Genomic DNA, 23356 nt, shown 5'->3' on the forward strand with positions numbered 1-23356 from the left:
AAAGAGACTAGCAAATCTGTACCGACCCCAAAAAGTTAGACCAAAAATCTAACTTCTGGAGGTCGGTATTTTATGGTTAAATATAGTTTTGAATTCAAACTGAAAATCCTTCAAGAGTATCTTGACGGAAAAGGAGGTTTCTCCTATTTATCTAAGAAACACGGGTTGAAGTCAGAAAATCAAATGAAAAATTGGCTCAATGCTTATCAAGAATTTGGTGAAGAAGGGCTTCTTCGTAAAAGACAAAATCAAAGTTATTCTGTTCAATTCAAGATGGATGCGATAGAGTTATATCAAACATCTGAGTTGTCCTATCGTGAAGTGGCGAATCATTTAGGGATAAACAATCCTGCATTAATCGCCAATTGGATGAGAACCTTTCGTGCAGAAGGAGTAGATGGACTCTCAAAAAAGAAAGGACGTCCGCCGATTTTGTCTAAGAAAAAAGAAAATCCAAAGGCAAACAAAGCAACCCTTGAAGAACGTGATCGCATCAAGGAATTAGAAAAACAAGTCCGTTCTCTTCAGATTGAAAATGCTTTTTTAAAAGAATTGAGGAAGCTGCGAAACAGGAAGCCCAACAAAGACGAAAGAATCAATCGCACGAATCATCGACAGCCTCCGAGGATCCTTCAAATTAGTTGAGCTTCTTGAAACTTTGAAATTCCCTAAATCGACCTTTATGTATTGGCAAAAACGGTTTGATCGACAAAATCCAGATCAAGAAATTGAAGAGGAAATACTTAAGATAAGAAGCCAACATAAGGATTATGGCTGTTTGCGCCTAACAAAGGAATTATGTAATCGTGGGTTCCATGTAAACAAGAAGAAAGTGCAACGCTTGATTAGGAAACTGGGTATTGAGGTCCGCTCATTCACGAGGAAATCTCGTCGTTATCATTCTTATCGTGGGAAGATCGGTGCGGTTACGAAAAATCGAATTCATCGACGCTTTTGCACAAGCATTTGTCATCAAAAGATTACGACACATACGACAGAGCTAAAATATTTTGAACTAGACAAATCCGGGACCATTCGTGAAAAGAAACTGTATCTTGATCCCTTTTTAGATATGTACAGCAGTGAGATTATTTCTTATCGTATTTCTGAAAAGCCAAATGCACTAGCGATCATGGAGGCATTGGAAGAAGCGATTCAAGTAACAAAAGACTGTCTCTACCGTCGAACCTTTCATTCTGATCAAGGCTGGGCTTATCAAATGAAGGCATACAATCATAAATTAAAAGAACATAAAATATTTCAAAGTATGTCCCGTAAGGGCACCTGCTTGGATAATTCAATCATGGAGAATTTCTTTAGTTTATTAAAACAAGAAATTTATTATGGACGAGAATTTCATAGCTTTGAGGAATTGAAACAAGCAATTGATAATTACATTTATTACTACAATCATGAACGTATGAAGAAAAAATTAAATTGGCAGAGTCCGGTGCAATTTAGAAAATCGGCATTGAAAGCAGCTTAAAATATAATAGCAGTAAAAACAAAGAAAAAAGGAGTGGATTTCTCCACTCCAAAAAAGTCTAACTATTTGGGGTCACTACAATCTGCTAGTCTCTTTTATTTATTCAAAACCACAACGGCCATATCCTTGAGCAGCAGCTTCAGATTCAGTCATTGAAACAACTGAATTTGCATTAGAAAGTCCGCGACAATTGGCGTTAAAGTGATATTTTTTTCCAGATTGTGGTGCTACGTAAACAGTTCTTCCTTGGGCGGCTTGCTGTTGCGCAGCTTGTTCGGCTATAATTCTGGCTTGCTCAGCCGCCGCCGCTTGTTGTTCTTGAGCAATTCTGGCTTGTTCAGCTTCAGCTGCTGCGTGTTCTTCCGCAGCTTTCCGGTCATTTTCTGCTTGAATTTCAGCAGTGGTTCGACTACTTCCGTCGGCGTAATTAATTTCAACACCATCTTGGATATTAAAGATATAAACATTGAAACTAATTTCATCGTTATTAATTGATTGAGCTTGAAGTTGGACGCCTCGTGCAACTAATTCATTTTCACGAAAGATTGGTGTGACTGAATAACGAACAAATTTCTTCGGATTTTGTTTTAGGAAATAAGCAATATCAGACTCAAAGCGTAACATTTCAGGACTGTTTAGTTGCCGTGTACCGGTAATTAAGTTTTTTAAATTATTATTTTGACCAGTTAATTGAAAACCAATCAAATGACTACGATTGTCGAGATAATTGTTATCAATTTTTTTATTTCGCCAACCTGTCGGATCAACCGTTAGGGCTTCTCTTTTTTCACTTGGCATCAAAGATTTGTTTAGTAAGGCTTCACCGTATGTCGCCCGATTTAATGAATCTAAGTCACCATAACTTTCCCAATACCCGATGTCTGTACCCGAGTCTTCTTCAGTAAAAGTCGGTTTACCGCCATTTACATCGATTGTCTGCTGATCTGTATATTCCATGGCTGCCAGCTCTTGATGGATCTGCTGTTGCTCTTTTTGGAAATCCAACGCAATTGTTTTACCGGCATTTCCTGTATCTGGTAAATCTTTTTTCTTACTTGTTTCTGTTGAAGCAATCGTCGTTGATACAGTTGTTGGTGATGTTTGTTGAGGTTCAGGTGCCAAGATGCTGCCGGCAGCCATGATAAATAATGAACCAACAATAATATAGCCACTTTTTTTCTTGTCAGTTTTTTTACGAAATGCCGAAATAAAATTGACAATACCAAAAACAAAAGCGATGAAGCCTAACACAATTAATAATGTTTCCATTCTAACGCCCCCTTTATATTTATTTTATCAAACTTCTTCCAAAAATCTCGAAAAAATTTTTATATTAAAAGAAATCCTGAAGATAATTTTTAATTAGTATCAAACATTCTAAAAAAAATTATCTTCATCGTTATTTAAAAAATCTGCTATAATAATTAAGCAAAAAAATTAAAAAAAGAGGTATGTATGGTTAAAAAAAAGAGACCGACTGTCGTTAGCGGCATTATTATATTATTAGCAATTGCTTATGGTGTTTACAGTCAAAGCAATCCAGAAAATCAGACGATATCAACAGAACCTAGTATTTCATCTACGATGCCAAGTGTTACGATTGATCATTTATCAGAAATTCCAGATTATAATGGTGAAAAAGTCATTACGTTGAACCAAAATAATCCCAATTTTAACGAAACTGACTTGTCATTAGCCAATGGTTCATGGACAATTTTTTCTGATTTAGATGATCTCAATCGCGTAGGACCAGCAAATGGAATGTTAAGTCAAGAGTTGATGCCAACAGAAGAAAGAGAAAGTTTAAACGTTAAGCCAACTGGCTGGCATCAAAAATTTTATGATGATCAACCTTTATATAATCGTTGTCATCTGGTTGCTTTTCAATTAAGTGGCGAAAATAATAACTGGAAAAACTTGATGACTGGAACGGCTCGTTTCAATCACCCGGGTATGACTAAGTATGAGGAAGAGGTTGGCGATTATATTCGTGAAACAAAACATCATGTACGTTATCGTGTATCACCTTATTTTAAAGACGATGAATTGGTTGCTCGTGGGGTCCAGATGGAAGCTCAAAGTATTGAGGATTCAAATGTTTCGTATAATGTTTTTATTTACAATGTGCAAGATGGTGTAACGATTGATTATACCACTGGTTATTCTAAAGCGAGCTAAGTGACAATTTTGTTCGCAGCATTTCAGACTAACGTCCCATTTTTATAAAGTTTTTCTTTGCTAAGATAAGAATTGAAAGCGGGGAGATGAAATGTTAAAAAAAGGTTTATCTAGTTATCAATTAAAAATTATAGCAATTGTTTTTATGGTAATCGATCATATCAATACTTATTTTGGTGCAAGTTTAGGGTGGCCTTTGTGGGTATCTTGGTTGGGTCGATTTGTAGCACCATTATTTGTTTTTTTATTGATTGAAGGATTTTTTTATACTCATAGTCGAAAAAAATATTTGAGGCGATTAAGCTTAGGCGCGGGGATAATGCTTTTAGGGAATAGTTTAATTAATTTTTTGGCTGACAATTATACCGATCATTTCACTGGTGGTTTTAGTGTGTTGCAATTAATTGGACCAAATAATATTTTTCTAACATTGGCATTATTGTTCGCTTTGATATGGGCAGTTGATTTAAGTCGAGAGAATGGTAAATATTTAGTAGTAGCGGGATTTTTATTACTACCAATTTTGTTCAGTGAAGGTGGTCTTTATTTATTGCCAATTAGCTTAATTTTTTACTTTAGCCACTTGAAGCAAAATTCGAAAATTCTTTATTTAGGAGTTTTTGCTATTTGTTTTGTTTTGTTTGCGTGGAGTATTGTTATTTTTTGGCAGATGAATACTGGGGAGAGTTTGTATCAATATTTGACGTTTGATAATGAGTTTATGATGGTGACGGTATTACCATTGATTTATTTATACAATGGAAAAAGAGGCGGTTATCAAACCAAAACATCTAAATATTTCTTTTACGTTTTTTATCCATTGCATCTATGGGTGATTTATTTAGTAAATATGTTTATATAAAAAAACTCCTGCAAAAAATTTGCAGGAGTCATTTTGTTTAGCTTAAAGCTGAACTATTTTCCATTACTTCGTCAATTAGACCATATGCTTTTGCTTCTTCAGCTGTCATATAGTTGTCACGGTCAGTATCTTTTTCAATCACTTCAAGTGGTTGACCAGTCCGTTCAGCTAAAATTTTATTCAAGCGTTCGCGAGTTTTTAAGATATGTTTTGCTGCAATTTCGATTTCAGTTGCTTGACCTTGGGCGCCACCTAATGGTTGGTGAATCATGATTTCAGCATTCGGTAAGGCAAAACGTTTCCCTTTTTGGCCAGCTGTTAATAAGAAACTACCCATTGATGCAGCCATCCCTAAAACGATTGTTTGGACATCGGCTTTTACAAAGTTCATTGTGTCAAAAATTGCTAAACCGGCAGATACACTACCACCAGGAGAGTTAATGTAGATATAAATATCTTTTTCAGAGTCCTGTGCATCTAAAAATAGTAATTGGGCAATCACTGAGTTTGCCACGTTATCATCAATCGCGCCACTCAACATAATAATCCGGTCTTTTAATAGACGAGAGTAAATATCGTAAGCTCTTTCGCCACGAGATGATTGTTCAATAACTGTAGGGACTAAATTCATAGGAAATTCCTCCTCAAATCTTTTTTCAAAATTATTTTAGCACACTTCAAGTGTAATTGCTAAATTCTAAAACATAGTATAATCTATTGGTCAACATTGGTCAAATGTTTTGGACGATTATTTTGACTTTCTTCAACCATCCTTTTTAATTCGGAAATATGGTAATATAAAAGACAGGAAAAGAGGGTGAAAAATGAGTACTGGACTTATTGGATTAATCGGTGTTTTGATTGGTGCTGCGATTGTTGGCGTGACAGTTTTTTTCTTTTTTAAATATCAAGAAAGACAAACTTATCGGAAACGAGAACTTGAACACCGAGTAAAAGAAATTGAAGTAATGAATTTATTAAATAAAAAAATCAATGAAATTTTGAGTAAACGTAGCTTAATGATGGAAAATTACGTTAGTTTCAATGCATTTGATGATACTTATATAGCAATTGATGATTATATTTATTTGCAATCTTTTGCCGCACAAAATAATTTTTATTTACCGACATATCTAGTGGAAGAGTTTTTTAAAAATATTTCCCATCGTAAAATGGTTATTTCACCTGAAGAAACCGTTCGTTTGGGAGGTTACGCATACAAGGGTGGACGAGTATTGATGGAATCTTTTGCTGATGAATTACTTTCAATTACGCAGGAAAAGAAAAATCAATTAGCACGTTTAACAAAAGAACCGTTACGCTATTTTGATGTAAAGTAGGAATATAATGGAGAAAGTATTAGTTATAGTTGGACCAACAGCGGTTGGTAAGACCAGTTTGAGTATTGATTTAGCAAAAAAATTTAACGGTGAAATTATTAGTGGTGACTCTTTGCAAGTTTATCGAACACTAGATATTGGTACTGCCAAAGTGACTGAAAAAGAAAAAGAGAGAATTCCCCATTATTTAATTGATGTTAAGGATCCAAATGAAAATTACTCAGTTGCAGAGTTTCAAAAAGAAGCGCGAAAAAAAATTGTGGATATTACTGCTACGGGAAAATTACCAATCGTAGTAGGTGGTACAGGCTTATATATTCAATCCTTGTTATGGGATTATCAGTTAGGTAAAGCTGAAACTGACCATGATCTTCAGTTAAGAAAAAAATATGAAATCTTTGCTGAAAAAAACGGCAAATCAGCACTTTGGGGGCAGTTAAAAGCGCTCGATCCATTAGCAGCAGAGAAAATCCACTTTAATAATCAAAAAAAAGTTATTCGAGCATTGGAAGTTTTTGAATTAACTGGACGTTCAATTTTTTCACCAGAAAAAACACCTAAATTGCTTTATAATCCAATGATTATTGGCCTAAATACAGAAAGAAAATTGTTATATCAGCGGATCAATCAACGGGTGGATCAAATGATTAATGATGGGTTATTGGATGAAGCCGAAAAACTTTTTGTTACGCCTACTGTTCAAGCAGCTCAAGGAATAGGCTATAAAGAATTATTCCCATATTTTCGAGGAGAACAATCTTTAACTGAAGCAACCGAAGAAATTAAGTTGCAATCCAGAAGATATGCCAAGCGGCAGTTGACTTGGTTTAGAAATCGAATGCCTGTTGTTTGGTATGATTTGGTGCAACAACCAGAAACTATTACAAATATAGAAAATGCTGTGGCAACATGGCTTAAGGAGGGATAGAATTGTCAGAACGCGTAATTCTAGTTGGTGTAGAAACAGATGATACAACATCCAATTTTTTAGAATCCATGCACGAATTGGCCGGATTAACTAAAACGGCCCATGGTGAAATTGTGTATTCATTGACCCAAAAACGTCAAAAAGTAGACCGCCAAACAATTATCGGTAAAGGGAAAATGGCTGAACTGCAACAATTAGTAGAAGCTCATGAAGCTGATTTAGTTATTTTTAACCATGCTTTATCTCCTCGCCAAGCAGAGACAATTGAAGGTATTGTAGGTGTGCCGGTAATTGATCGTATTCAATTAATATTAGATATTTTTGCCCAAAGAGCTCGTTCAAAAGAAGGCAAATTGCAAGTCGAGTTGGCGCAATTAAATTATTTATTTCATCGATTAACTGGTCAAGGGCAAAGTTTATCTCGTTTAGGTGGTGGGATTGGTACCCGTGGACCTGGAGAAACCAAATTGGAAACAGATCGACGACATATTCGCCGACGAATTTCTGCTATTAAAAAAGATTTAAAAGAAGTGGAAGCCCATCGTGAACGTTCTCGTCAAAAAAGAAACGATTCAACTGTCTTTCAAATTGGTTTAATAGGCTATACCAATGCCGGTAAATCAACGATCTTTAATTTACTTACGAGCGCCGATACTTATTCACAAGATCAATTATTTGCCACTTTAGATCCTTTGACTAAACGTTGGTCATTACCGCAAGGAATGCAAACAACGGTAACTGATACTGTTGGATTCATTCAAGATTTACCAACACAATTAGTGGATGCCTTTCATTCAACTTTAGAAGAAAGTCGTGGAATGGATTTATTATTACATGTGGTCGATGCTAGTGCTGAGGACCGTCAGCAGCAAGAACAGACGGTTTTAGATTTGTTGAAAGAGTTGGAGATGGAAGATATTCCCACGCTGACTGTTTATAATAAAGCCGATAAAATCAATCCGATTCAATTTGCACCAACCCTATTTCCTAATACACTTATTTCAGCTAAATCCTCTAAAGGAAAAGAACAGCTGTCAGAAAGTATTAGAAAAGAAATAATGGAAATTTTGAGCCCATATTTGCTAAGTATTTCAGCTAGTGAGGGACAATTATTAAGCACAATTAAACGAGTAACATTGGTTTTAGCGGAAGACTTTGACGAGTCTAGTGAAACCTATCAAATTCGTGGTTTTGCGAAAGAAAGTTCTCAATGGATAAGGAGAATGGGTGACAATGTGGCAGAATAATTTTCCAGATGAATTAAAAAATAAGATTGAACAAGTGGACCAACAAATTGAACTTCGCCTAAAAGAAGTAAAAGATATTGCTTTAACAAATCAGCAAAAAGTTTTAACAGCTTTTCGTGAACAACGGGTTTCAGAGACCCATTTTTTACCTTCAACTGGTTATGGTAACGATGATTTAGGTCGCGATGTATTAGAAGCAGTCTATGCCCAAGTTTTTGGTGCAGAGGCTGCTTTAGTTCGTCCACAAATTGTTTCTGGTACCCATGCAATTGCAACAGCATTGTATGGAAATCTACGCCCTGGAGATGAACTTTTATATATTACAGGGACTCCTTACGATACTTTGTTGGAAGTGTTAGGTGAAACTGGTAATGGCGTAGGCTCTTTTAAAGAATATAATATTGGCTATGATGCAGTTGATTTATTACCAGATGGATCAGTTGATTTTACAGGAATAAAAAATAAATTAACTGAAAGTACTAAGATTGTTGCTATTCAAAGATCTCGCGGGTATGCTATGCGCGCTTCTTTCACGATTGAAAAAATCAAAGAAATGTGTGATTTCATTAGACAGATCGCACCACAAGTGATTATTTTTGTCGATAATTGTTACGGTGAGTTTGCTGAGCTAACTGAACCGACTGAAGTAGGTGCGGATATAATAGCTGGCTCCTTGATTAAAAATCCAGGTGGCGGCATTGCAAAAACGGGTGGATATATTGTTGGGCGAGAAGATTTGGTAGAAAAAGCTGCTATCCGCCTAACAACTCCAGGAGTAGGTGCTGAAGGTGGAGCCATGCTGGGAAATGTCTATGATATGTTATACGGATTCTTTTTGGCCCCTCATGTAGTCAGCCAAGCTATTAGCGGTGCAATTTATTCGGCTGCAATTTTAGCTGAACATGATTTCAATTCTACACCTAAATGGTATGAACCTCGCACCGATCTAATTCAGCTCATTGACTTTAGAGACAAGGAAAAGATGGTTGCTTTTGCGCAAGCGATACAAAAATTCTCACCAATTGATGCGTATGTTGCACCTGTTCCATCGTACATGGCTGGCTACGAAGATGACATAATAATGGCGGCTGGAACTTTTATTCAGGGTGCCAGCATTGAGTTAAGTGCCGATGGTCCATTGCGAGAACCTTATTCCTTATATTTACAAGGTGGCTTGACCTTTGAACATGTTAAAATCGCTGTTTCCAATGCAATTAATGAAGTTTTTTACCGGTAATAGTTAAATTAAAAATCCCTCATTTCCGAACAATTTATTTTTAATGTAAGGAAATCTAACATTTTGGGTTGACAACCGGTCTAACGCTTTGGTATTCTATTTTCAACATCAAGAGGCAAGGAGGATAAGTCATGCGGGAAAAGGAATTACGTAGATCTTTAGCTGTTTTTCCAATTGGTACAGTTATGAAATTAACTGATTTAACGGCGCGACAAATTAGATATTACGAAGAACAAGAACTGATTCATCCTGAACGTAGCGATGGGAACCGTAGGATGTATTCTTTAAACGACATTGATGTGTTACTAGAGATTAAAGATTATCTATCAGACGGATTAAATATGGCAGGGATTAAACGAGTTTATCAAATGCGTCAAGATGAAGCCAAAGCTGCCAAAGATAAACCACCGTTAACTGATAAAGATGTTCGCCGAATTTTTTATGATGAAATGATGACCCAAAGTGGTTTAAACCAACAACAACATCCATACCAATCACAAGGTCCACGGCTGTAGTGATTGTGGAAATAAAAAAATGAAGTGCAAGGAAGGGATACTATGCCAAAAAGAGATTTAACTGTTGAAGATATCAAACGAATCGTTGAAGAAGAAAATGTTCGATTTTTACGTTTAATGTTTACAGACATTATGGGAACAATTAAAAATGTCGAGGTTCCTGTGAGTCAATTAGAAAAAGTATTAAGTAACAAAATGATGTTTGATGGTTCATCTATCGAAGGTTTTGTTCGAATCGAAGAAAGCGATATGTACTTATACCCAGATTTGACAACTTGGATGATCTTCCCTTGGGAAAGCGATCATGGCAAAGTAGCTCGTTTAATCTGTGATATCTATAGTCCAGATGGCAATCCATTTCCAGGGGATCCTCGTGGAAACTTAAAACGTGCCTTATCTAAGATGAAAGATTATGGTTTCACTGCATTTAACTTAGGACCAGAGCCAGAATTTTTCTTATTTAAAGTTGATGAAAATGGCGATCCGACATTAGACTTAAATGACAAAGGTGGCTATTTTGATTTTGCTCCTACTGACCTTGGTGAAAACTGCCGTCGGGATATTGTTTTAGAATTAGAACATTTAGGATTTGAAGTGGAAGCTTCTCACCATGAAGTGGCACCAGGTCAACACGAAATTGATTTTAAATACGCTGATGCGATTGAAGCATGTGACGACATTCAGACTTTCAAATTAGTAGTTAAAACAATTGCTCGTAAACACGGTTTGCATGCAACCTTTATGCCAAAACCTTTATACGGAATCAACGGTTCAGGAATGCATTGTAATATGTCTTTATTTAATGATGAAGGTAATGTCTTCTATGATGAAGATGGTCCAATGCAATTAAGTGAAACAGCTTATCAATTTTTAGCAGGTTTATTGAAACATGCACGCGCCTATACAGCTGTATGTAACCCAACAGTTAACTCTTACAAACGTTTAGTACCAGGATTTGAAGCGCCAGTTTATGTGGCTTGGAGTGGACGCAATCGTTCTCCATTAATCCGCGTACCAGAATCTCGTGGTTTATCTACTCGTCTAGAATTACGTTCAGTTGATCCTTCTGCTAATCCGTATTTAGTAATGGCAACATTATTAGAAGCAGGGTTAGATGGTATTGATAATAAATTAACACCGCCAGCAGCCGTTGATCGTAATATTTATGTGATGAGCGAAGAAGAACGTAAAGAAGCACAAATCTATGACTTGCCTTCTACTATTCACAATGCGATTAAAGCTATGCGTGAAGATCAAGTAATTGTGGATGCATTAGGCTCACATATTTATTCTAACTTTGTCGAAGCGAAGAAATTAGAATGGGCGGCCTTCCGTCAAACAGTTTCTGAATGGGAACGTGAGCAATATTTAGAGTTGTATTAATCAACACAACAACAACCTCTGGTGATCTTTTACCAGAGGTTTTTTAATGGAGTTTTGTAACAAATTTCTCAATTAGTTTAAAATTTAATTTTTTCTTTCTTTAAAAAGTATCATGGCTTTCAACCTTGTGGTAAGTTTGTTATACTTTTTAAGTAGAATAAAATAAGTGAATGATAAAGAGGTGTGTACTGATGGGATATACAGATGAAACAGTTCGTTTTGATTTTGACGACAATCGTAAAAAAGAAATCAGTGAAACGTTAGCTATTGTGTATAATGCATTGGCTGAAAAAGGTTACAATCCAATTAATCAAATTGTAGGATATTTATTATCAGGTGATCCTGCTTATATTCCCCGTTACCATGATGCTAGAAATTTAATTCGTCGTCATGAACGTGATGAAGTAATGGAAGTTTTAGTTAAATATTATTTAGAAGATCATGGTATTGAACTTCGATGAGAATTATGGGATTAGATGTCGGATCGAAAACCGTTGGAATTGCAGTCAGTGATCCATTTGGTTGGACAGCCCAAGGGGTAGAAATTATCCGCATTAACGAAGACGATGAGGAATTTGGTTTTGATCGTTTATCGGAGCTTGTTAAGGAGTATCAGGTGACTAAATTTGTCGTGGGATTACCCAAAAACATGAACAATACTATTGGGCCGAGAGCTGAAGCCTCGATGGCCTATGGCGACAAGATTAAAGAACTTTTCAATTTGCCTGTTGATTATCAAGATGAGCGACTGACAACTGTTCAAGCTGAACGCATGTTAGTTGAACAAGCTGATACGACCCGGGCTAAAAGAAAAAAGGTCATTGATAAAGTTGCAGCAGTGATGATCTTACAAAATTATCTTGACCGAACAGGAAACAAATTTTAAGAAAAGAGGAATTTAGATGGCACACGAACACAATCACGACCACGATCACGACCATAGTCATGAACACGAAATGATTACTTTGGTGGATGATGAAGGAAATGAAACATTATACGAAATTCTTTTAACTATTGATGGTCAAGAAGAATTCAAAAAAAATTATGTTTTACTTTATCCGGCAGGTGTCCCTGAAGATGAAGATGTAGAATTACAAGCTTATGCTTATCTTGAAAATGAAGATGGTAGCGAAGGTGAATTGTTACAAATTGAAACTGATGAAGAATGGAATATGATTGAAGAAGTTTTCAATACTTTCATGTCTGAAGAAGAATAAATCATGAGTTAAAAAGGAGAAACCTGTTTGTAGGTTTCTCCTTTTTTGTCGTTCTTGTCAAAGGCTAAAGGAACTTTGCTTCCAACAAAACTTTTCCTATTTTTTAATTGATGATAAAATAATTAAAAAATAGGAAGGTGGCAATGAAATGAACTTTGTAAAAAAAGAAAACTGTATTTATGCAATGGATAAAAATAATCAACCGGTTTTAACTGTTAAAGATGGGGAAGAAATTACTTTTGAAATCTATGATTGTTTTACTAATCAAATTTCTGATGAAACTAGTTCCTATCAAGGAGTGGACTGGAACAAGATTAATCCAGCTACGGGTCCAGTTTTTGTGGAAGGTGCTGAACCTGGTGATACATTAAAAATTTCAATAAAAAAAATTGCGATTAAAGGAAATGCGACACTTTTTACCGGCCCAGATCTAGGTGTTATGGGAGATGAGTTGGAAGAAAACGTCATTCGAGTCTTAAATATTAAAGAAAATAAAGTTCAGCTGACTGATGAGATTGAGATTCCAATAAATAAGATGATTGGGGTGATTGGGACAGCTCCAAAAGGTGCACCAATTTCTTGTGGGACTCCTGACGCTCATGGGGGAAATATGGATTGTACAGAAATTAGTGAAGGTGCTGAATTATATTTACCAGTTAATATAGCGGGTGCCTTACTAGCACTGGGAGATTGTCATGCAGCGATGGGTGATGGTGAAGTATCTGGTTGTGGTGCAGAAATTCCTAGCGAAGTAACTGTTTCTGTTTCTGTTATTAAAAATAAAAAATGGCCCTTACCTTTTTTGATTAGAAACGGAAAAATCAGCACGATTTCTTCAAAGCTAACAGTTGACGAAGCTACTATTGCTGCAACAAAAAATATGGTCCAGCTTGTAGAAAATTATACAGAATTATCGACTGGAGAGGCGATACACTTATTAACGTTAGCAGGAAACTTAAAAATTTGCCAAATTGTCGATCCCAATAAAACTGTCAGAATGGAATTACCCTTGTCTTATTTGAAAAAATGGATAGATTAAAAATATGTCAATATTTATAATAATTTTGATGTAAAAAGGAAGAGTTGGGTGCTCTTTCTTTTTTTTATGTCTTTCACTAAATTATTTTTTGATAAAACTAAAAAAAACTTGCTTTAATGCTAAATTTTTTTTAAACTAATCATTAGGAATGAAAATCATTCTCAATTAAAAAACAGAAAGGTCTAGTAATGAAAAAATTTACATTATTTTTTATTTTAATTTTACTTGTTGCTCTTTCTTTTTTTGTTGGGGTGAATGATCTGACTGTGAATGGTTTATTGGAAAATGTTGGCCAACAGCGGTTATTATTTATGACCACTCGGTTACCTCGAACAGTTAGTTTAGTTTTAGCAGGTGCGACAATGAGTATTTGCGGACTAGTGATGCAACATTTAACGCAAAACAAATTTGTCTCGCCTACAACAGCAGGAACCATGGACAGTGCACGTCTTGGGATTGTTTTTGTGATGTTGGTTTTGCCAAGTGCCTCAACTTTGACACGAGGTTTTGTGGCATTCGTTTTTGCTTTATTAGGAACGCTGGCGTTCTTATTTCTATCACGTTATCTACCTGGAAAAAGCCAGATGATGTTGCCCTTAGTTGGCGTGATGTTTGGTAATATTGTTGGTTCGGTGGCGACTTTTTTCGCTTATCAGTATCAATTAGTACAAAATATGTCTTCTTGGTTACAAGGAAATTTCGCGACAGTCACACGAGGAAGTTACGAATTACTTTATTTAACCGTTCCAATTTTTATTGTGATTTATGCTTTTGCCTATCGGTTTACAATTATCGGTCTGGGGGAAGATTTAGCCAAAAACTTAGGTTTGAATTATCAAGTAACTCAATTTTTCGGTATTTTTTTGGTAGCGATTGCGAGTGCTGTAACTTTGATAATGGTTGGAACGGTTCCTTTTTTAGGAGTCGTCGTGCCAAATATCGTTGCCATGATTTATGGTGACCATATGAAAGATACATTAGGTTTAACAGCAATTGCTGGGAGTATTTTTTTAATTTCTTGTGATATTTTATCACGGATAATTATTGCACCATATGAAATACCAGTTAGTGTGATTGTCGGAGTTATCGGCAGTGTCCTCTTTATCTTTTTACTATTAAGGAGGCAGCGGCTATGAAAAAACAGTTTTTATTTAGGCTTTCGTTTTTAGCAGTGTTTGCCGTTTTATTGTGTTTTTTATATTTAACGTATCAGACCCATGGCAATTTAAATTTTGCTTTACAAATTCGAGGTCGAAAATTAATCGCTTTTATTTTAGTCTCGATTGCAGTTAGCTTTGCGACGGTTACCTTTCAGACAATGACGCAAAATCACTTTTTAACTCCTAATATTTTAGGTTACGATTCTTTATACGTCGTCATTCAAACTTTACTATTTTTCTTTATTGGTGGTGTGACCATGCTGTCGCAGGAGACATTGAGTATGTTTTTTGCCAATATATTATTGATGACGTTGGTCAGTCTTTTGCTGAGTAAATTTTTGTTAAAGCGGAGTCAAAATAATTTATTTCTATTGTTAATGATCGGCATGATTTTAGGAACACTTTTTAGTAGTTTGAGCACTTTTCTACAAGTATTAATGGATCCTAATGAATATGATTTACTGCAAGGTCGCCTGTTTGCTAGTTTTGGGAACATTAATGGAAATCATTTAATTTGGGCAACGGTTATTATTGTTTTAGGAGCGGCTCTCTTGATGAAATTATCGCCTTATTTAGATGTTTTACATTTAGGAAATGATCAAGCGACTAATTTAGGAATTCAGGTTTCTCGTTTTCAAACGCTATTATTTGCTATAATCAGTTTGCTAACGGGAACAGCTACGGCTTTAGTTGGACCAATTACCTTTTTAGGATTTATTGCGGCAAATATTAGCTATCAATTGACCAGAACCTATTTACATCGTTGGTTATTTTTAACGAGTACCTTAATTGGTATTATTCTGCTCGTAGGAGGACAATTTTTAGTTGAACAAGTTTTTGCTTTAAATGCAACTTTAAGTGTTGTGATCGAATTTGTTGGTGGCATTTATTTTGTTGGGAAAATTGTCCATGAAAGGAAGAAGACAGCATGATTGAAATTCATAATGTATCAAAACACTACGGAGAAAAACGTGTTGTTACTGAAGTACAGTTACCAGTCAGTCAAAAAAAATTAACTGCGTTTATTGGTCCTAATGGTGCTGGAAAAAGCACCTTGCTTTCAATGGTCAGTCGATTAATTCCTCACGATACAGGAGAAATATATTTAGATCATAATGAAGTGAAAACTTGGAAATCTAAAGAGTTAGCAAAAAAATTAGCTATATTAAAACAAAGTAACGGGATCGGTTTAAAAATAACGGTTCGCGAATTAGTGAATTTCGGTCGTTTTCCTTATAGCAAAGGTCGATTATCAAAAAAAGATCATGCGTTAGTGGAGGATGCTTTAGAAAATTTAGGTTTGTCTGATTTAGCTGAAGAAATGATTGATACATTATCTGGTGGACAACTTCAACGAGCTTATATTGCAATGGTTTTGGCGCAAGATACAGACTATATTTTGTTAGATGAACCGTTGAATAATTTGGATATGAATTATGCGGTTCAAATGATGCAAACATTACGCCATTTAGTTGATAAATTAGGTAAAACGATTTTGATTGTATTACACGATATTAATTTCGCGGCTAGTTACGCTGATGAAATTGTAGCGATGAAAAAAGGTCAGATTTTTGCTCGAGGAGAAACAGAAAATATGATCAAAAAAGAAGTATTAAATCCCTTATATGATATGAATATAAAAATTTGCGAAATTGAGGGAAAAAGATTTTGCATGTACTTTTAAACAAGTAGAGGAGAGAAATATTAATGAAGAAATTTTTAATGAGTTTAGGTTTGGTAGCTACATTATTTACGATCGCGGCCTGTGGATCAGGCGCGAGCGATACAGTTGACTCTTCAAAAAAAGCAACAGAACAATCTTCGAGTCAGACAATGAAAGTAACTGATGCGAATGGTACGGTGGAGGTGCCATTAAACCCAGAGAAAGTTGTCGTTTTCGACATGGGTTCGTTAGATACAATCGATGCATTAGGTAAAGAAGATACTGTTATTGGGGCTGCAGTTGATAGCTTGCCAGAATATCTTAATAAGTATGCAGATGTAGCCTCGGCAGGTGGCATCAAAGAACCTGATGTGGAAGCAATTAATGGGATGTCTCCAGATTTAATTATTATCTCCGGTCGGCAGGCTGATTATTACGATCAATTGAGCCAAATTGCACCAACAATTTATTTAGAAGTTGATTATACTGACACATGGGCGTCTATTCAAAAAAATGTAAAGACTCTAGCCAAAATTTTTGATGAAACCCAAGAAGCAGAAAAACAATTAGATGAGTTACAAACAGAAATCACTTCAGTTAGTGATCAGGCTAAGTCTAGTGGTGAGAAAGCATTAGTTGTTTTAATCAATGAAGGAGAACTTTCGGCTTATGGTGATGGTTCTCGGTTTGGGATTGTCCATGATACTTTTGGCTTCCAACAAGCAGATGATAAGATTGAAGCTTCTACTCATGGTCAAAATGTTTCTTATGAATATGTACTAGAAACCAATCCAGATGTTTTGTTTGTCATTGATCGAACAAAAGCGATTGGCGGAGATACTACTAATGATGACCTTGCTAGTAATGAACTGATTCAACAAACCAATGCGGGTAAAAATAATAAAGTAATTGAACTAGATCCTGAAGTTTGGTACTTAAGTGGTGGCGGATTAGAATCATTGCAAAGAATGCTAGATGATGTAAAAAAAGCATTTGAGTAATCCGATAAGAACATAAATGATGTGAGGATACGTTAAGATAATGATCTTGACGTATCCTTATTTGTTTTTGAAGTCGATTGGACTACCTTTTGTAAATTAATTTTGGTAAGCTTAAGTTGAATGTAATCGGGGAGGGGAAATAATGAAAAAAATAGTTGTTGGTTTGATGTTATCAGTAAGTTTGTTAGGTTTAAGTGCTTGTAGAAAAACTGCTACGACGCAAAATGATGAGATTCAGAAGCAAGAAACTTTTACAACAAGTAGTAATAGTAGTGAGGCGAAGAAAGTCATTGAGAAATCTTCCAGTTCGACATCAGCTACAAATTCAGAAGAACCTGAGAATAATGTAACAAAAAACATCTGGGATAGTGAAAAAGCAGATGCACTACGTTCATTTATAGTTAACTGGAGTGCGACTATGGGACAGTCTTATCAAGAGTATCAACCGCAAAACAATGTTAATTTTTATGGTTTACAACTACCAGATGACGTACTGGAAAATACCCAAAAACAACCGATGGCAGTAGATAATCAAATCGTATCAGCAGAATGGTCAGGAAACGGTGAATCAGCTGCTGAATATAGTATAGTTGCAGTATACTCAGACGCTGATACCGCTGCTTTTGCTGCAAAACATGTATATTTCTTTGCTATTCATAATAATGATCCAGTCGTTTTAACTTCCATGCAAAATCAAGGAATGCCTGATGGTGCCTTCCATTTTAGTCAAACTGAGAATCAAGAGTTAAAAAATGGCTTTCAAAACATTGTTAATCCGTCTTGATAAAGAGAAGTAATTAAAAAATCAAAATTCGAGAATCGTTATGGTAAAAAATCTGGATGCTTTAACAGGATTCTCTATGTAGAATAGTTAGATCAATTATTATTAATAGTACTATTTCTGCAATTTAGTTTAGACATCCTGCACATAAAGCGTGCAGGATTTTTTTGCGTTAAAATAAAAAATATTTATGTAAAATGGAATATTTTTTTGCTTTTTCATGCTTAATACACTGAAATTATGATACAATTTTACTAATTAAAATTGAAAGGTTGGGAAAAATGGAGATTATTAATGGGATTCGAGATTTTTTGTGGGACTACATTATTATCGCACTGTTATGTTTTGCTGGTATATTCTTTTCAATTCAGACACGTTTCATTCAATTTAGAAAGTTAAAAGAAAGCTTTAAATTAACTTTCGGAAATATTTCTTTTAAAGGAACTAAGGCTGGCGATGAGGGAATGACTTCATTTCAATCGTTAATGACGTCGATTGCGGCTCAAATTGGGACTGGTAATTTGGCTGGTGTTGCTACAGCAATGGTTATGGGTGGGCCTGGTTCGGTTTTTTGGATGTGGATTAGTGCAATTTTAGGAATGGCAATTATTTATTCAGAAGCAACTCTTTCACAAATGTACCGAACTAAAAAAGGAAATGAAGTTGTTGGTGGACCAGTTTATTACATCAGAGCAGCTTTTAAAGGGACCTTAGGAAAAGTTGTTGCTGTTATTTTCTCAATATTCTTAATTTTAGCACTGGGATTTATGGGGAATATGGTACAAGCAAATTCAGTTGGTCAAGCAATGGAGGCCGCTTTTGGCATTCATCCACTAATTACCGGAGTCATTTTAGGACTAGCTAGTCTTTATGTATTTATTGGTGGAACAGAACGTGTTGCGGCTGTTACAGAAAAAATTGTACCAATCATGGCGGTATTTTTCGCAATTGTCTCAATGTTTGTAGTGATTGTAAACTTTAGAGGCATTCCAGAAGCTTTACGAGATGTTTTCGTTGGTGCTTTTAAACCAGAAGCTGTTTTAGGTGGTATCCTCGGGGTGGGTGTTAAAGAAAGTGTACGCTTTGGGATCGCACGGGGGCTCTTCACTCACGAAGCAGGAATGGGGTCCACTCCTCATGCTCATGCCTTGGCTAAAGTTTCACATCCTTCCAAACAAGGATTAGTTGCAATGATGGGAGTTTTTATTGATACAATCATTTTATTACCGATGACTGTATTTGTTATCCTAACTACTAATTCGCTTGGAATAATGCAGCATGGTGAATTTTTGGATGGTATTGAATTAACCCAATATGCTTATTCTCAAACTTTAGGTAATCTAGGGTATCCATTTATTGCAATTTGTGTCACTTTGTTTGCTTATGCAACATTGATTGGCTGGTATTTCTTTGGAGAAGTAAATATCAAGTACTTATTCGGAAAAAAAGCAGTACCGATTTATGCTGTATTAGTCGCGATTTTTATTGCCATCGGTAGTTCATTAAAAGTTGAATTTGTGTGGAGTATGGCAGACTTATTTAATGGATTAATGATTATTCCTAATATTTTAGCAATCTTAGCATTGTATAAATCAATTAAGAAAACAACGCAAGAATATGATTTAATGGATTAAAAAAATACCAGTAGAAAGTGAACATGTACTGACCCCAAAAAATTAGATCTTTGGTTTAATTTTTTTGGGTCACTTCAACAATTCCTTTTGCTGGTGTATTTTTTTATGTAAAAACAGTCGTTCATTTTCAAATTGCTATCTAATTTTTTCAAAATTGTACAAGTAGCCTTTTTTATCATATAATAAGTAGGTATTTTTAGCATATTTCCTATGGAGGGAAGTCAGATGACTCAAAACAGATATAAAGCCACTGTAGACGGTCAAGATTATACGATCATTGGTCAAGAAAGCAAACAACATATGGATATGGTGACCGCTTTAGTGAATGAACAATTGAACGAAATTAAGCAGCTTTCACCTGGAATTTCTACAGAAAAAGCCGCTATTTTATTGGCGATTAACGCAATGAGCGATCAACTTGTCAAACAAGAAGAAAATTTAAAGCTACAAAAAAGGTATACCGCTAAGGAACAAGAAGCTGCTCATAATTTAGAGCGAATAAAAAAAATCGAAGCAGTTGAAGCGGAGGCCAAAGAGATTTTACGGCAACAAGGAAAAGACGAAACCGGTATTCGGAACCATGTGGATGCACAAGATGTTGTCAATAAAAATCGTCAACGGGAGATTCAAAAACGTGCAGCAGATAAGTAAGCGAGGTCGTATATGTTAACTTTTATCATTTTATTCGCCTTTTTATTGGCTATTTATACCGGTTATCGCCGAGGAACTGCTTATCAATTAGTATTTTCGATTGGCTATTTGATTTCTTTTATTGTTGCGCGTCAGCTATATCAAAATTTAGGATCAAAGTTTGAATTGTATGTGCCGTATCCTTCAGTGACAGAAAATTCTCAAATGGTTTATTATACAGTTGAAGAGGCTTTTCGATTAGATCAAGCTTTTTATGCTGGTTTTGCTTTTCTGCTAATCTTGGGGATTGGTTGGTTATTGACACATTTTGTTGGGATTTTTTTCCGCAATTTATTATTTAAGAAATTATTACCTCGTTATGATTCATTAGTTTCAATGATTTTACAAATCATTAATTGCTATGTTGCGATTTTTTTAATTTTGAAACTGATGACCTTCGTACCAATGGGATTTGTGCAAAATCTCATCGAACAAAGTTGGTATGGTAAAATGATTATTGAACATTCTTTGATTTTGAGCCGTTTATTTGACACTTTGTGGGTTACGAATATTATAGGGTAAGGAAAAACCGAGACCAACTGGTTTCGGTTTATTTTATGTAAGAAGGTGAAATAATGAATGAACGTATATTAAAAACATTAGAATTTGAACAAGTGAAAAATCAAATTCAACAATATTTAACAACAGAACAAGGGACAGAGAATTTACGTCAACTTACGCCTTCTAGCGATAAGGAACGAGTAGCAAGTTGGCTGGCCGAAACAGCAGATGGATTAAAAGTTCAACGTCTTCGCGGTGGTATCCCAGTTCCAAAACTAAATAATATCGCACCACATATGAAACGAATTGAAATTGGCGCTAATTTAAATGGGTTAGAATTAGCCGAAGTATCACGAGTTTTATCGACCACTAGTGAAGTGGTTCGTTTTGTCGAAGATTTGCATGATAGTGAATTAGAATTTGAACGATTGTATTTTTGGCATGACCAATTAGTTACTTTACCTGAATTAAGTGGGCAGTTAAGACGTTCTGTTGAAGCGGATGGTTCGATCCGTGATGAAGCTTCAGCTGAGTTACGGACAATTCGCAGTCAGATCCGCCGCAGTGAACAAAATATTCGTGAACAATTAGATGGTTTAATTCGTGGTAAAAATGCGAAATATTTAAGTGATGCTATTGTAACGATGCGTAACGATCGCTATGTGATTCCGGTTAAACAAGAGTATCGTGGTGTTTTTGGTGGTGTTGTACATGATCAAAGTGCTTCTGGTCAAACATTATTTATGGAGCCAAAGCAAATTGTCGAATTAAATAATCGTCTACGCCAACAACAAATTGCTGAACGAAATGAAATTGAAAGGATTCTCGCTGAACTTTCTGCTAGTTTAGTACCATACCGTAAAGATATTTTACATAATGCGTATGTTCTAGGACAATTCGACTTAATGAATGCGAAAGCCCGTTTTGGAAAAGAATTAAAAGCTATTGTTCCAGCAATCAATGATGAAAATCAGGTCTTCTTCAAGCAAGCGCGTCATCCTTTAATTGATCAAGAAATGGTCGTTGCTAATGATATTATGATTGGGGAAGATTACCAGGCGATAGTTATTACTGGACCAAATACAGGTGGTAAAACAATTACTTTAAAAACTTTAGGTTTGCTGCAACTAATGGGACAAACCGGATTTCCATTACCTGTAGATGAAGATAGCCAAATGGGTATTTTCTCAGAAGTTTTTGCAGACATCGGTGATGAACAAAGTATTGAACAAAGCTTATCTACTTTTTCATCTCATATGACCAATATCGTGAATATTTTAGACAAATTTGATGAACATTCCTTGGTTTTATTCGATGAATTAGGTGCCGGAACCGACCCGCAAGAAGGAGCAGCGCTAGCAATTGCTATTTTAGATGCTGTTGGTGCGAAATCGGCTTATGTAATGGCGACAACGCATTATCCTGAATTAAAAATTTATGGTTATAATCGTCCAAACACAATTAATGCCAGCATGGAATTTGATGTAGATACATTGAGTCCAACTTATCGTTTACTGATTGGTGTACCAGGACGGAGTAATGCCTTTGAAATTTCTCGCCGTTTAGGTTTGGCTAATCAGATTATTGACAGTGCCAAACAAATTATTGATGAAGAAAGTCAAGATTTGAATGAGATGATTTCTGATTTAGAAAATCAACGTAAAGCGACGGAAACAGAATATTTGGAAGTTCGGTATTATGTGGAGGAGTCCGAAAAGCTTTATCGTGATTTAAAAAATGCTTATAGCTATTTCTTTGATGAACGAGAAAAAGAAATGGAAAATGCCCGTCAAAAGGCCAATAAAATTGTAAATGAAGCAGAAGAACAATCTGAAAAAATTATTAAAGAAATTCGCCAAATGCAGTTAAGCGGTGGGCAAGGAAATATCAAAGAGCACGAATTAATCGATGCGAAAAGTCAGTTGACCAACTTGAAACAAGCTGAACAGCTGAAAAAAAATAAAGTATTGCAAAAAGCCAAAGCCAAGAAACAATTCAAGGCTGGTGACGAAGTAATCGTCGAAACTTATGGCCAACGAGGGACACTGATTGATAAAGTCTCTAATAAAGATTGGCAAGTTCAAATCGGTATTTTGAAAATGACTATTTCAGAAGATGATATGACGCAAGTAGCCCCTTTGGAAGAGCCAAAAGCCCGCCAAGTTTCTGGTGTAAAACGGGGAAATACTGCTGGCGTAAAAATGGAATTAGATTTACGTGGTAAACGATATGAAGAAGCTTTAGCAGAAGTCGACCAATATATTGATGCAGCTTTATTAGCCGGTTATGCTCAGGTCAGAATTATTCATGGCAAAGGAACTGGCGCGTTACGTCAAGGAATTACAGACTATTTGAAAAATAATCGTCAAGTCAAAAGTTTTGAGTTTGCACCAGCAAATCAAGGTGGAAATGGTGCAACTGTGGTCACTTTTAAATAGTTTACAGTTGTAAGCAGAAAAATTTGCAGGAGAAAAACATCGTGCTATAATACATT

23 protein-coding genes and 1 pseudogene are annotated in these 23356 nt (G+C 35.6%); 22 read left to right on the plus strand and 2 right to left on the minus strand.

Annotated elements, in window-relative coordinates:
* Positions 1–72 precede the first annotated feature (72 nt).
* A pseudogene (locus ACVWNY_RS04385) lies at positions 73–1486 on the plus strand (IS3 family transposase).
* Positions 1487–1585: 99 nt separating this feature from the next.
* On the opposite strand, the gene ACVWNY_RS04390 reads toward ACVWNY_RS04385, so the two are convergent.
* Complete coding sequence (locus ACVWNY_RS04390) at positions 1586–2755, minus strand: DNA/RNA non-specific endonuclease (protein WP_454071771.1); 1170 nt, start codon at positions 2753–2755, stop codon at positions 1586–1588.
* Between the two features lie 186 nt (positions 2756–2941).
* Between ACVWNY_RS04390 and ACVWNY_RS04395 the strand changes: the two genes are divergently transcribed.
* On the plus strand, positions 2942–3664 hold the full coding sequence (locus ACVWNY_RS04395; RefSeq protein WP_218324565.1) for a DNA/RNA non-specific endonuclease: 723 nt from the start codon (positions 2942–2944) through the stop codon (positions 3662–3664).
* 91 nt (positions 3665–3755) lie between these two features.
* A complete protein-coding gene (locus ACVWNY_RS04400) occupies positions 3756–4526 on the plus strand; it encodes a TraX family protein (protein ID WP_218324566.1) in 771 nt (256 codons plus the stop codon).
* Positions 4527–4563: 37 nt separating this feature from the next.
* Here ACVWNY_RS04400 and clpP read toward each other — a convergent pair whose 3' ends face one another.
* The gene (clpP, locus tag ACVWNY_RS04405; RefSeq protein WP_218324567.1) at positions 4564–5157 is read right to left on the minus strand and encodes an ATP-dependent Clp endopeptidase proteolytic subunit ClpP; all 594 of its coding nucleotides are present in this window, start codon (positions 5155–5157) and stop codon (positions 4564–4566) included.
* 193 nt (positions 5158–5350) lie between these two features.
* On the opposite strand from clpP, the gene ACVWNY_RS04410 reads away from it, so the two are divergent.
* The 19 genes from ACVWNY_RS04410 to ACVWNY_RS04500 all read left to right on the plus strand — a co-directional run bounded on the left by ACVWNY_RS04410 (position 5351) and on the right by ACVWNY_RS04500 (position 23300).
* The gene (locus ACVWNY_RS04410; RefSeq protein ID WP_218324568.1) at positions 5351–5866 is read left to right on the plus strand and encodes a hypothetical protein; all 516 of its coding nucleotides are present in this window, start codon (positions 5351–5353) and stop codon (positions 5864–5866) included.
* A 7-nt stretch (positions 5867–5873) separates the two neighbouring features.
* Positions 5874–6794, plus strand: a complete 921-nt coding sequence (miaA, locus tag ACVWNY_RS04415; protein ID WP_218324569.1) for a tRNA (adenosine(37)-N6)-dimethylallyltransferase MiaA — start codon at positions 5874–5876, stop codon at positions 6792–6794.
* Positions 6795–6796: 2 nt separating this feature from the next.
* Complete coding sequence (gene hflX / locus ACVWNY_RS04420; protein ID WP_454071772.1) at positions 6797–8041, plus strand: GTPase HflX; 1245 nt, start codon at positions 6797–6799, stop codon at positions 8039–8041.
* Positions 8028–9278, plus strand: coding sequence for a methionine gamma-lyase family protein (locus ACVWNY_RS04425; protein ID WP_218324571.1), 1251 nt, complete (start codon positions 8028–8030; stop codon positions 9276–9278). Before hflX ends, ACVWNY_RS04425 begins: the two co-directional genes overlap by 14 nt.
* A gap of 131 nt (positions 9279–9409) precedes the next feature.
* Positions 9410–9793: a MerR family transcriptional regulator gene (locus ACVWNY_RS04430; protein ID WP_218324572.1), complete on the plus strand. Its 384-nt coding sequence runs from the start codon at positions 9410–9412 to the stop codon at positions 9791–9793.
* Between the two features lie 42 nt (positions 9794–9835).
* On the plus strand, positions 9836–11176 hold the full coding sequence (gene glnA / locus ACVWNY_RS04435; protein WP_218324573.1) for a type I glutamate--ammonia ligase: 1341 nt from the start codon (positions 9836–9838) through the stop codon (positions 11174–11176).
* Between the two features lie 191 nt (positions 11177–11367).
* A complete protein-coding gene (locus ACVWNY_RS04440; protein ID WP_218324574.1) occupies positions 11368–11637 on the plus strand; it encodes an IreB family regulatory phosphoprotein in 270 nt (89 codons plus the stop codon).
* Entirely contained in the window at positions 11634–12062 is a 429-nt protein-coding gene (gene ruvX, locus ACVWNY_RS04445) for a Holliday junction resolvase RuvX (protein ID WP_218324575.1), read from the plus strand. The genes ACVWNY_RS04440 and ruvX overlap by 4 nt, the downstream gene beginning before the upstream one ends.
* 16 nt (positions 12063–12078) lie before the next feature.
* Positions 12079–12393, plus strand: coding sequence for a DUF1292 domain-containing protein (locus ACVWNY_RS04450; protein ID WP_218324576.1), 315 nt, complete (start codon positions 12079–12081; stop codon positions 12391–12393).
* 148 nt (positions 12394–12541) lie between these two features.
* Positions 12542–13432: an acetamidase/formamidase family protein gene (locus tag ACVWNY_RS04455; RefSeq protein ID WP_218324577.1), complete on the plus strand. Its 891-nt coding sequence runs from the start codon at positions 12542–12544 to the stop codon at positions 13430–13432.
* Between the two features lie 188 nt (positions 13433–13620).
* Positions 13621–14568 carry an ABC transporter permease gene (locus ACVWNY_RS04460; protein ID WP_218324578.1) on the plus strand — a complete coding sequence of 316 codons (948 nt, stop codon included), beginning with the start codon at positions 13621–13623 and terminating at the stop codon, positions 14566–14568.
* A complete protein-coding gene (locus ACVWNY_RS04465) occupies positions 14565–15524 on the plus strand; it encodes an iron chelate uptake ABC transporter family permease subunit (protein WP_218324579.1) in 960 nt (319 codons plus the stop codon). The genes ACVWNY_RS04460 and ACVWNY_RS04465 overlap by 4 nt, the downstream gene beginning before the upstream one ends.
* The gene (gene fitC / locus ACVWNY_RS04470) at positions 15521–16276 is read left to right on the plus strand and encodes an iron chelate ABC transporter ATP-binding protein FitD (protein WP_454071773.1); all 756 of its coding nucleotides are present in this window, start codon (positions 15521–15523) and stop codon (positions 16274–16276) included. Before ACVWNY_RS04465 ends, fitC begins: the two co-directional genes overlap by 4 nt.
* 23 nt (positions 16277–16299) lie before the next feature.
* Positions 16300–17256 carry a siderophore ABC transporter substrate-binding protein gene (locus tag ACVWNY_RS04475; RefSeq protein ID WP_218324581.1) on the plus strand — a complete coding sequence of 319 codons (957 nt, stop codon included), beginning with the start codon at positions 16300–16302 and terminating at the stop codon, positions 17254–17256.
* 142 nt (positions 17257–17398) lie between these two features.
* Positions 17399–18040, plus strand: a complete 642-nt coding sequence (locus ACVWNY_RS04480) for a DUF4767 domain-containing protein (RefSeq protein WP_218324582.1) — start codon at positions 17399–17401, stop codon at positions 18038–18040.
* 278 nt (positions 18041–18318) lie between these two features.
* Entirely contained in the window at positions 18319–19671 is a 1353-nt protein-coding gene (locus ACVWNY_RS04485; protein ID WP_218324583.1) for an alanine/glycine:cation symporter family protein, read from the plus strand.
* 225 nt (positions 19672–19896) lie between these two features.
* Entirely contained in the window at positions 19897–20322 is a 426-nt protein-coding gene (gene zapA / locus ACVWNY_RS04490; RefSeq protein WP_218324584.1) for a cell division protein ZapA, read from the plus strand.
* Positions 20323–20334: 12 nt separating this feature from the next.
* Complete coding sequence (locus tag ACVWNY_RS04495; RefSeq protein WP_218324585.1) at positions 20335–20883, plus strand: CvpA family protein; 549 nt, start codon at positions 20335–20337, stop codon at positions 20881–20883.
* A gap of 53 nt (positions 20884–20936) precedes the next feature.
* On the plus strand, positions 20937–23300 hold the full coding sequence (locus tag ACVWNY_RS04500) for an endonuclease MutS2 (protein WP_218324586.1): 2364 nt from the start codon (positions 20937–20939) through the stop codon (positions 23298–23300).
* The last annotated feature ends 56 nt before the right edge of the window (positions 23301–23356 follow it).

It is taken from the genome of Enterococcus sp. JNUCC 77, assembly GCF_054819945.1.

Excerpts from the sequence above, each read along its gene's own strand:
- ACVWNY_RS04390 (WP_454071771.1), bottom strand. The coding sequence starts at position 2,755 with ATGGAAACATTATTAATTGTGTTAGGCTTCATCGCTTTTGTTTTTGGT.
- ACVWNY_RS04395 (WP_218324565.1), top strand. The coding sequence starts at position 2,942 with ATGGTTAAAAAAAAGAGACCGACTGTCGTTAGCGGCATTATTATATTA.
- ACVWNY_RS04400 (WP_218324566.1), top strand. The coding sequence starts at position 3,756 with ATGTTAAAAAAAGGTTTATCTAGTTATCAATTAAAAATTATAGCAATT.
- clpP (WP_218324567.1), bottom strand. The coding sequence starts at position 5,157 with ATGAATTTAGTCCCTACAGTTATTGAACAATCATCTCGTGGCGAAAGA.
- ACVWNY_RS04410 (WP_218324568.1), top strand. The coding sequence starts at position 5,351 with ATGAGTACTGGACTTATTGGATTAATCGGTGTTTTGATTGGTGCTGCG.
- miaA (WP_218324569.1), top strand. The coding sequence starts at position 5,874 with ATGGAGAAAGTATTAGTTATAGTTGGACCAACAGCGGTTGGTAAGACC.
- ACVWNY_RS04425 (WP_218324571.1), top strand. The coding sequence starts at position 8,028 with ATGTGGCAGAATAATTTTCCAGATGAATTAAAAAATAAGATTGAACAA.
- ACVWNY_RS04430 (WP_218324572.1), top strand. The coding sequence starts at position 9,410 with ATGCGGGAAAAGGAATTACGTAGATCTTTAGCTGTTTTTCCAATTGGT.
- glnA (WP_218324573.1), top strand. The coding sequence starts at position 9,836 with ATGCCAAAAAGAGATTTAACTGTTGAAGATATCAAACGAATCGTTGAA.
- ACVWNY_RS04440 (WP_218324574.1), top strand. The coding sequence starts at position 11,368 with ATGGGATATACAGATGAAACAGTTCGTTTTGATTTTGACGACAATCGT.
- ruvX (WP_218324575.1), top strand. The coding sequence starts at position 11,634 with ATGAGAATTATGGGATTAGATGTCGGATCGAAAACCGTTGGAATTGCA.
- ACVWNY_RS04450 (WP_218324576.1), top strand. The coding sequence starts at position 12,079 with ATGGCACACGAACACAATCACGACCACGATCACGACCATAGTCATGAA.
- ACVWNY_RS04455 (WP_218324577.1), top strand. The coding sequence starts at position 12,542 with ATGAACTTTGTAAAAAAAGAAAACTGTATTTATGCAATGGATAAAAAT.
- ACVWNY_RS04460 (WP_218324578.1), top strand. The coding sequence starts at position 13,621 with ATGAAAAAATTTACATTATTTTTTATTTTAATTTTACTTGTTGCTCTT.
- ACVWNY_RS04465 (WP_218324579.1), top strand. The coding sequence starts at position 14,565 with ATGAAAAAACAGTTTTTATTTAGGCTTTCGTTTTTAGCAGTGTTTGCC.
- fitC (WP_454071773.1), top strand. The coding sequence starts at position 15,521 with ATGATTGAAATTCATAATGTATCAAAACACTACGGAGAAAAACGTGTT.
- ACVWNY_RS04475 (WP_218324581.1), top strand. The coding sequence starts at position 16,300 with ATGAAGAAATTTTTAATGAGTTTAGGTTTGGTAGCTACATTATTTACG.
- ACVWNY_RS04480 (WP_218324582.1), top strand. The coding sequence starts at position 17,399 with ATGAAAAAAATAGTTGTTGGTTTGATGTTATCAGTAAGTTTGTTAGGT.
- ACVWNY_RS04485 (WP_218324583.1), top strand. The coding sequence starts at position 18,319 with ATGGAGATTATTAATGGGATTCGAGATTTTTTGTGGGACTACATTATT.
- zapA (WP_218324584.1), top strand. The coding sequence starts at position 19,897 with ATGACTCAAAACAGATATAAAGCCACTGTAGACGGTCAAGATTATACG.
- ACVWNY_RS04495 (WP_218324585.1), top strand. The coding sequence starts at position 20,335 with ATGTTAACTTTTATCATTTTATTCGCCTTTTTATTGGCTATTTATACC.
- ACVWNY_RS04500 (WP_218324586.1), top strand. The coding sequence starts at position 20,937 with ATGAATGAACGTATATTAAAAACATTAGAATTTGAACAAGTGAAAAAT.